At 30.2% G+C, this 7,924-nt stretch carries 8 protein-coding genes and 4 pseudogenes; all 12 read right to left on the bottom strand.

What is annotated here, in order from left to right:
• Nucleotides 1-266: pseudogene (locus tag AC1RYN_RS05520) on the bottom strand (F0F1 ATP synthase subunit B family protein); the annotation flags it as partial.
• A gap of 81 nt (nt 267-347) precedes the next feature.
• Nucleotides 348-550 (bottom strand): annotated as a pseudogene (atpE, locus tag AC1RYN_RS05515) (ATP synthase F0 subunit C).
• 40 nt (nt 551-590) lie between these two features.
• Entirely contained in the window at nt 591-875 is a 285-nt protein-coding gene (locus AC1RYN_RS05510; protein WP_481806146.1) for a F0F1 ATP synthase subunit A, read from the bottom strand.
• Nucleotides 860-1,228, bottom strand: a complete 369-nt coding sequence (locus tag AC1RYN_RS05505) for a F0F1 ATP synthase subunit A (protein ID WP_481806145.1) — start codon at nt 1,226-1,228, stop codon at nt 860-862. Before AC1RYN_RS05505 ends, AC1RYN_RS05510 begins: the two co-directional genes overlap by 16 nt.
• 148 nt (nt 1,229-1,376) lie before the next feature.
• Nucleotides 1,377-1,751 carry a hypothetical protein gene (locus AC1RYN_RS05500; RefSeq protein WP_481806144.1) on the bottom strand — a complete coding sequence of 125 codons (375 nt, stop codon included), beginning with the start codon at nt 1,749-1,751 and terminating at the stop codon, nt 1,377-1,379.
• Nucleotides 1,752-2,267: 516 nt separating this feature from the next.
• Nucleotides 2,268-2,402 (bottom strand): AtpZ/AtpI family protein, encoded by a 135-nt coding sequence (locus tag AC1RYN_RS05495; RefSeq protein ID WP_481806150.1) that lies wholly within the window; start codon nt 2,400-2,402, stop codon nt 2,268-2,270.
• Nucleotides 2,403-2,528: 126 nt separating this feature from the next.
• The gene (locus AC1RYN_RS05490; RefSeq protein ID WP_481806149.1) at nt 2,529-2,669 is read right to left on the bottom strand and encodes a polymer-forming cytoskeletal protein; all 141 of its coding nucleotides are present in this window, start codon (nt 2,667-2,669) and stop codon (nt 2,529-2,531) included.
• A gap of 16 nt (nt 2,670-2,685) precedes the next feature.
• The gene (locus AC1RYN_RS05485) at nt 2,686-2,859 is read right to left on the bottom strand and encodes a hypothetical protein (protein ID WP_481806143.1); all 174 of its coding nucleotides are present in this window, start codon (nt 2,857-2,859) and stop codon (nt 2,686-2,688) included.
• Between the two features lie 93 nt (nt 2,860-2,952).
• Nucleotides 2,953-3,216: a hypothetical protein gene (locus tag AC1RYN_RS05480; protein ID WP_481806142.1), complete on the bottom strand. Its 264-nt coding sequence runs from the start codon at nt 3,214-3,216 to the stop codon at nt 2,953-2,955.
• Nucleotides 3,217-3,510: 294 nt separating this feature from the next.
• A complete protein-coding gene (porW, locus tag AC1RYN_RS05475; RefSeq protein ID WP_481806141.1) occupies nt 3,511-5,394 on the bottom strand; it encodes a type IX secretion system periplasmic lipoprotein PorW/SprE in 1,884 nt (627 codons plus the stop codon).
• 172 nt (nt 5,395-5,566) lie between these two features.
• A pseudogene (locus AC1RYN_RS05470) lies at nt 5,567-6,263 on the bottom strand (ABC transporter ATP-binding protein).
• Nucleotides 6,264-6,333: 70 nt separating this feature from the next.
• A pseudogene (locus tag AC1RYN_RS05465) lies at nt 6,334-7,802 on the bottom strand (DUF5687 family protein).
• Between the last annotated feature and the right edge of the window lie 122 nt (nt 7,803-7,924).

Here is a 7,924-nt window from a genome sequence, read left to right as displayed (position 1 = left end):
TCATTTTGCTCTTTCATTTCGCGAGCTTCTTTTAACATCGCATCACGTTCCGCACGAGCTTCTTTTAAGATACGCTCGTTATCAGCAGTTAAATTCGCATTTCCTACGAGCTGCTTCAGCAGATGCTAAAGCTTCGTTGATAGATTCTTCACGGCTTTTTACTGCACCTAATATAGGTTTCCAAGCAAATTTTGCCATTAAAGGAAGAAAACAATAAAGATAATTGTTGTCCAAAAAATTAAACTTTCTGGTGAAGTTAATTGCATAACATTATATATTTAAAATTTGTTTGTCTTTTTTTAAAAAACTTCCTGAAGCCAACCGCTACAGGAAGTTTTATGTTTTAATTATGCGTTTGTAATTAACGCAACAACTACTGCAAAAAGAGCAACCCCTTCAATAAGTGCAGCAGCAATAATCATAGCAGTCTGGATTTTTCCAGCAGCTTCTGGTTGACGAGCGATAGCGTCCATTGCAGAACCACCAATTTTTCCAATCCAAGACCTGCACCAATTACAGCTAATCCAGCTCCGATTCCAGCTAATACCATAATAATAAATTTATATAGTTAATAATTAATAAAACTCTGATTAATGATGATCGTGCTCTTCAACAGCCTGACCAATAAATAATGCTGATAACAAAGTAAATACATACGCTTGCAAAGCAGCAACTAACATTTCTAATACACTCATGAACAATACGAATGCTCCAGCAACTGGTCCGATAGCAATAGTTTTGAAAATGAAAATCAAAGAAACTAAACTTAAAATAATAATGTGACCAGCAGTGATGTTTGCAAATAAACGAATCATCAATGCAAATGGCTTAGTAAGCATTCCTATAATCTCTACAGGAATCATAATTGGAGCCAACCACACAGGAACTCCTGTGTATTAAAAATATGTCCCCAGTAATTTTTGTTTGCGCTTAAAGTTGTAACGATAAAAGTAATGAATGCCATTACAAATGTAAAATAGATATTACCTGTTAAGTTAGAACTAAATGGAAAGAAAGGAATCAATCCGATAAGGTTATTAATCCATATAAAGAAAAATATAGTTAAAAGATATGGCATGTATTTACCAGCTTTTTTTGCTCCAATATTTGGAATCGGAATCTCATCTCTAACATATGTAACTAATGGCTCTAAAAATCCTGCCAATCCTTTTGGGGCATTTGGATTTTTCTTATATGATCTTGCTACTGCAAAAAATAAGAAAAACAAAACTAATGCTGAAGCAACATTGAGAAAACATTCTTTGTGATAGAAAAATCTAAAGGTCTTGCATCAAAAGCAAAAGCTCCAGTATTTTTCTGATCAGCTGTCATTGTTTCAAATTTATCAGCGTAAAAAATTATCTCTTTATAACGAACTAATTTCTGCCCATTAATATCAACCACATGCTCACCTGAATTATCATGGTGAAATTTTGCAGATGAAAAAATTTCCAATCCATTTTGGTCCACAAAATAACTGGCAGACTCATAGAAATAGGATGACCATCCCAATCAGCAATATGAAAATCATGAGAATCTCCAATGTGTGAATTAATTAATTCACTTGCATTAAATTCTTTTTCTATTTCGTGACCAACACTTTCTCCGTGACCGCTTACTTCTACTGTCTCAACAACGTTTTCGTGTTTAACAGAAACACTATCAACAGGAGTAGATCCGTAATTCATCGACGAAGTAAATGCTAATAATGTAACTAATAAGTACTGAACTGGTTTATTTGAAAATATCATTATTAAATCTTTATCTAATTTTAGGTTCCAAAAATTTTTTGCAAAGGTACATTTTAAATTGAAAATTGAAAATTTATGGATATGTTTTTTAATATTACATTTTAAATTATCAATTTATCTAATAATGAATCGATTAGGTTTTATTTATTAGCCTAACTGTAAAATATGTTTCAAAAAGTAAAAATAAAAAATAAGGGATAAAAAATGCTCCCAAATCAATTATTGGATCTTTAACGCCTGCTTTTATTAAAGGAATCAGAAAAATGATGGCCACCATCATTCTAAAAAAACTTGCTCCAAGAAAAGCGAACCCTGTATAAGTTGGAAAAATTTTATTTACATAAATTAAAAACAAGTACACTAAAAAAGTAGCTACAATATTAAATATGTAAATACTCCACACGGAATAAAAAAAAACTAATTTATCTGATAACGATTGCATTATAAAATATTGTGAGACTAACAATACAATCGAAAAAGGAACAAAATACTTAAGAAAATCTACAACTCTATTCATTATTTATTTAAATTTTTAACTTGTCGGATGACATTATAAAGTGCTAGAAAGACAGAAAATAAAGACAATATAATTGTCCACAGCGAACCGCCGTTTGAATATTTTTGTCTAACCAAATACCCAAATAGGAAAATAAAAATATAATTACTCCCATCTGTATTGGAATGTTAACAAAAACTAACCATTTTTATTTCTCTGATTATCATTTGGTTCCTTGCCGTCATTTATTCCACTTTTTAAATCTGTTGCCATTATACAAATCATTGTAAATTGGTAACGTCTACAGATAATTTACCTACAGTTATTTCTCCATTAATTTTTGCAGTTGCTTTTACATTTAAAAGCTCAGCAACTTTAATCTTTCCCTGTGATTCTCCTTCAATATCTGCATTTTGGCAAATGATATCTCCTTTAACTTTACTTGCTGGACCTATTACAATTTTTCCTTTCGAAGGTAAAATTACCTATTAATTCTCCGTCTAATCTAAAATCGGCTAGCGATGTAATATCTCCAGTTATGATAGTTCCTTCAACTATTCTATTTGTTTTTCCTAGGTGTTCTGTGCTAAATTTTGGGGCTTTATTAAACATGATTAAGGGGTTTTAGGAGCTAAATAAGCTCTAAATTTTTATTAATTTGTACTATACTATAATTGTCACTTGATATTATTACTGCAGGATATGCTACCAAATTATACTTTTTATTTTCTTTAATACTTTGGCAACATCATTTGCATAACTCTCTGATTTTATACCATGAATGGTAACAAATCCTGATTCCAAATCATATTTATCAAAAGAATAAGTAAGCTTTTGAAAGTTCTCATCAACTAGGAATTTTTTAATAATATCTTCAATTGTTTTTCTTGCTTTTTCATCCTGAATATCAATTTTATACAGGATTTTCCAACTTTTGTTATCAACAGTTGTAAATACACGCTTCTCCAAAAATGGAATCTGATTGGTTAAAACATCCTGTGCTTTTTTACCCTCTTCACTATTTGGATAATTCTCTGCTACATTTTCTATCGCTTTTTTATACGCAACTAATCCTTTAGCTTTTCCTAATGTATTAGCTTTTAATAATTCAAATTTAGAAACTATTTCATCTCCCGAATATTGATTTATAAGGTTATCAATATTATTTAAGACTTCAGCATATTTTTCTTCTGGAATAATTTATACCATTTTTGATATTCTTTTTCTGGTGCCTTTATTCCTTCTCCCTCATCTAAACCATTATTATTTATGATTTTGTGCATAGCGTGAATTTGGATAACGTGTAGATATATCCATTTTCATCGATACCGCTTTTGCTGGATTTGTAATCTCATAAATTTTATAGAGATTATACATCGATGGCAAAATCAATTTTTCTTCAGGATTATTCTTTAATAATTGCTCTAACTTATTGCTAGCCAATTCATATTCTTTGAATTTTTCTTTATAAATAAGACCTAATTGATAGTACGAAAAATTTCGTTCCTGAACAATACTGTCTATTGCTTTTTTGTCTTTTGGAAGTTGTTTTAAATAAAAATCTGTAGTATATTTTTCGACTATTACTTCCTCTTTTATTGAATCATTTTCAACAAAAGCTGTTGATTTATCATCATCAGAATTTGCATTCGATTTATTTGATGTTAATCTCCAGTTGCTATTTATTTCTCTGTTTCCCCACAGTTTTTTGAATTGTAATTTACCGTAAGCGACTGTTGATGGATTATAAAAATAAAAAACACTCGCAACCTCATTTCCTGTTGGCGGACTTGGAACACCACTTTTTTCAGAATTACCTGGTAAAGCTCCTTTTGCAGTTATTGTTTCCAGGCCTCCTCCATTTGTATTTCGCTCTATATTAGCAATCTTCTCTTTTTGTTTTTCTTCAAGAATTCGTTTGGCTTCATCAGCAGTTTTTAACTTGGCGATATAATCTCCAAAATATTTTACTCTGTCTGAGTCTGAAAGTCCAACTACATTAATAATACTATCATTACGTTTCGCAATACCTTCGTATTTTATTACATCATCTAGATTTTTTCGAGTTTTTTGGATATATACATACTCTCTTGTTTTAGAATCCATTTTTACCAAAGTACTATCATAATACTTTGCTGCCAATGTATAACTTGCTTTTTTAAAGTACATATTACCAATATTTCGATAAGTAGATGCTACCAAATATGGATCTTTAGATTTTCTTTTTAATGAAGAATTATAAAACTCTAATGCCGATTTTTCATTTTTCCGTTTATCAAAGAAAACTCCCATTTCATAATAAATTACATCCAGGAATGGTCTATTTTCTCTATCAGCAATTAATTTATTGTATGTTTTGATAAAAACTGTACTATCTCCAGTTTGATAATCAAATAACTGAGCCTTTTTTGCATAAGCATTAATTACATACTTTCGTTCCGATCTTCTGTTCATATCAATCACCGATTGATAAAAATAAAGTGCGCTATCTCTCTTATTCGTTTCCTGATACAATTGTCCTAAAATAAAACGGTATCTGGATCTTTCTGGGTTTCTTTTGGTAAATTCTTCTGCAATTTTAAGTTTTGTAATTGCACTATCTTTCTGTTCTAAGTTAATAAAAGCTTCTGCTAATAAAGCATTTGCATCAGCATATATTTGGTTTTTTAATGCAACTCCTTTAAATAGTTTATAGATGTTTTTTATAACCAACTCATCATTACCTAATCGCATATTGGTTTTCTCGCGCCAAATTCTTGCGGTATTGATATTGCTACTTGTTGGGTATTTATATAAAATGTAATTAAATGCTTCCAAAGCTGGTAAGAATCTCTGGTCATAATAACGAGCTTGGCCAAGCATCAAATATGCTTCATCTATCTGACTGTTTTTCTCCCGCCCGCCAATATTCATTGAGTGTTTCTGAATCGCCTTGGTCGCTTTTGTTTCTGCAAGTTGAAAATCAGGGTTTTTAGTTTTAGCTTCGTCCAAATTTCCTTCTTCAATTTGCATCCTTTCAACAGGCAGTAATTTCCAAAAATTATCGGTATAATTAGCTTCTATAGCTTTCATCCCTTTATCAAAACCTACTTGCCCATTATACAAAATATTGTATTTTGTACTTAAGGCATGGGAGTTTCTTGCCAAAAACGTATCTCTTTTTTGTAGAACAAGCTATCAAAAAAGAGATAAATAGGAGCAGAAAAATGTATTTAAATCGATTGTTTTTCAATGGGAAACACTTTTAACATTTAACATCTAAAAAAGTTTTTTAGTATAATGACTGGTAAAAATACGCTTCTTTTTGAGATATTTATATTTAAACGGCAAAAAACGCCTCGAGTTCTTGAAGTGTCTCTTTAGAAGTTTGGATATCTTTTACAATTTCTCCTTTATTCAAAGCAACTATTCTATCACAAACTTCAACTGTATGCTGCAAATCATGGCTCGAAACCAAAACAGTAACATTCGGATTATCTGCTAGTTCTTTAATTATTTTTTTTAATCTACTTACTGTTGTAGGATCTAAGTTAGCAAATGGTTCATCTAGAAATAATTACTTCGGGACTTCCGATAAGTGTTGCTATAATTCCTACTTTTTTCTGATTCCCTTTGGATAAATCACGCAGGTATTTTTTGTTTTTTAGAATTTCACCATTAAAAAACTCTTCGTGTTTTGATAACAATGCATCAACATCGGCTTTATTTTGTCTACGTAAATCTCCTACAAAATAAAAATACTCTTCTGGAGTTAAGTATCCTATCAGAAAACTTTCGTCTAAAAAAGAACCAGTAAACGTTTTCCAACCTTCATCATTGTTTACTTGTATATTATTATTAATTATATTTCCTGTAGAGGGTTGAATCAAATCCAACAACAAACTAAAAAAAGTAGTTTTCCCTGCTCCATTATTCCCTACCAGTCCAAAACTTTGTCCCTTTGGAATCTCAAGATTTTCTATTTTTAAAACAGTTGTTTCGTTATATGTTTTTGAAAGTTGATTTACTTGTATCATGGTAATTTTTATTTTTTTATTACGTCAATTGAAGTTCATTTTCTAATTGACACATTTTGAAATTGATGAATTAACTCTTTTGTTTGTATGCGCTTATGGTTTTATATTTTTCGATTTTATATCTTTTTCGATCAAAAGAAAAACCTTGTCTCTAAATACAAAACCTATTATTCCTGCTAAAGCAACCAATGCTAAACCAATATTAGGATTTCCAAGAGAGAAACCAATCCAGTACAATCCCACTGGTAGTAATAATTTAGGAAGCGTAAGCAGCATAGCATTTACGTTAAACGCTTTTTTATCTCCAAAAGCACCACTAGTTGATGTTAAATCAATTGGAGTTTTAGTAAATGCTCCTCCTAAAAGAACTAAATGTGAATTAACACCTATATTATAAATTGCTCCAACCACAATTGTAAGGTACACTTGCCATCCAAAATAAAGATAAAATGAAGCTATTATTGTTGAAACAATTGTTGCGATAACTATTAGCCACCATTTTGATGTAATATACCCTTTGTACGGGATGTTTTGTGTCATCATAAGTTGGTAATACGAACTATCCCAACTTGGTACAAATTGTCCGAAAGTAAACAGAAAACCACCTGAAACAAAGATACCTGCAAAAATGTGCATAACAGGGTTATTATATGATTCTACTCCTCCAGAATAAAATAAAAAACCATAAAATAAGAAAAGGATACTCATCATGATAGTCATCTTGGATCTTTTATTTCTCTTTATAAGTTTAATGTCATTTTTAAGAAACGTTCCTAATGTCCCGAATTGGTTAAGCCATGTCAGATTTTCAGTTTTAGCAATATCATGCTTATTCGAAAGTCCTGCATCAAGATACAAATTGCTTTTAAAATAATTAAACGTTACATAATACAATCCTATCAAAACTAAAATCGGAATAAGAAAAAGGCCTTTTATTACATATAATCCATCAAAAAATAAAACAGTATAATTTGTAATGTCAAAAAAATTATAATATTGTAATCCCCCCAGGATGACAATTATTCCAAGAAAAAGGACAAATAATTTGTCAATATTACTTAATAAAATATTCAGGTAATTATTGATATAAATTAATGCTATTATAGCTAAAAGCCAAAAAATCACACCCAGTATATCGTATCCTTCTAGTAGTAATACTATCGTAAAAGGAAGAAAAAAGAACGCATGAATAATATTAAAAAATGATATAGCTGTTTTTCCAAGTGAAAAATGAACTATCGTTTTCTTTTGGATTCTCAATGTCAATAAAGGTCTTATATTAAGTACAGGAATAGCTTGCATTAAAAGTCTAAGGGCTAAATCGAATAAAAAATAATAAACTAAGAACTTATTTATAGTTAATAAAGGATCCAGATTCATCTTTTTAAGAACATAAAAAGCACCAGCTCCAGCTGCTATAAAAATAAGTGAGAAATAAACTGCCAGAAAACCTATTATAATTTTCAATGCTACGTTAGCACCAAAAGATGCCGACCTTGAAAAGGCTTTCCATTCGAGATAAATAAATTTTTTAATCATGTTTTTGGGGTTTAGTCTGCCAGTATGTATGTAAATGTAAGAAAACGTTACAAACAAAATAAAATATTACTGTTTAATACCAATCATTTAATAGCTGTTTGCTACTTTTGCAAAAAAATAAT

The sequence above is a fragment of the Flavobacterium sp. TC780 genome (assembly GCF_056783245.1).
Note: the sequence above shows the minus strand (reverse complement) of the source record. Positions and strands in the feature narration are given on the sequence as shown.

Excerpts from the sequence above, each read along its gene's own strand:
- AC1RYN_RS05500 (WP_481806144.1), bottom strand. The coding sequence starts at position 1,751 with ATGATATTTTCAAATAAACCAGTTCAGTACTTATTAGTTACATTATTA.
- AC1RYN_RS05485 (WP_481806143.1), bottom strand. The coding sequence starts at position 2,859 with ATGTTTAATAAAGCCCCAAAATTTAGCACAGAACACCTAGGAAAAACA.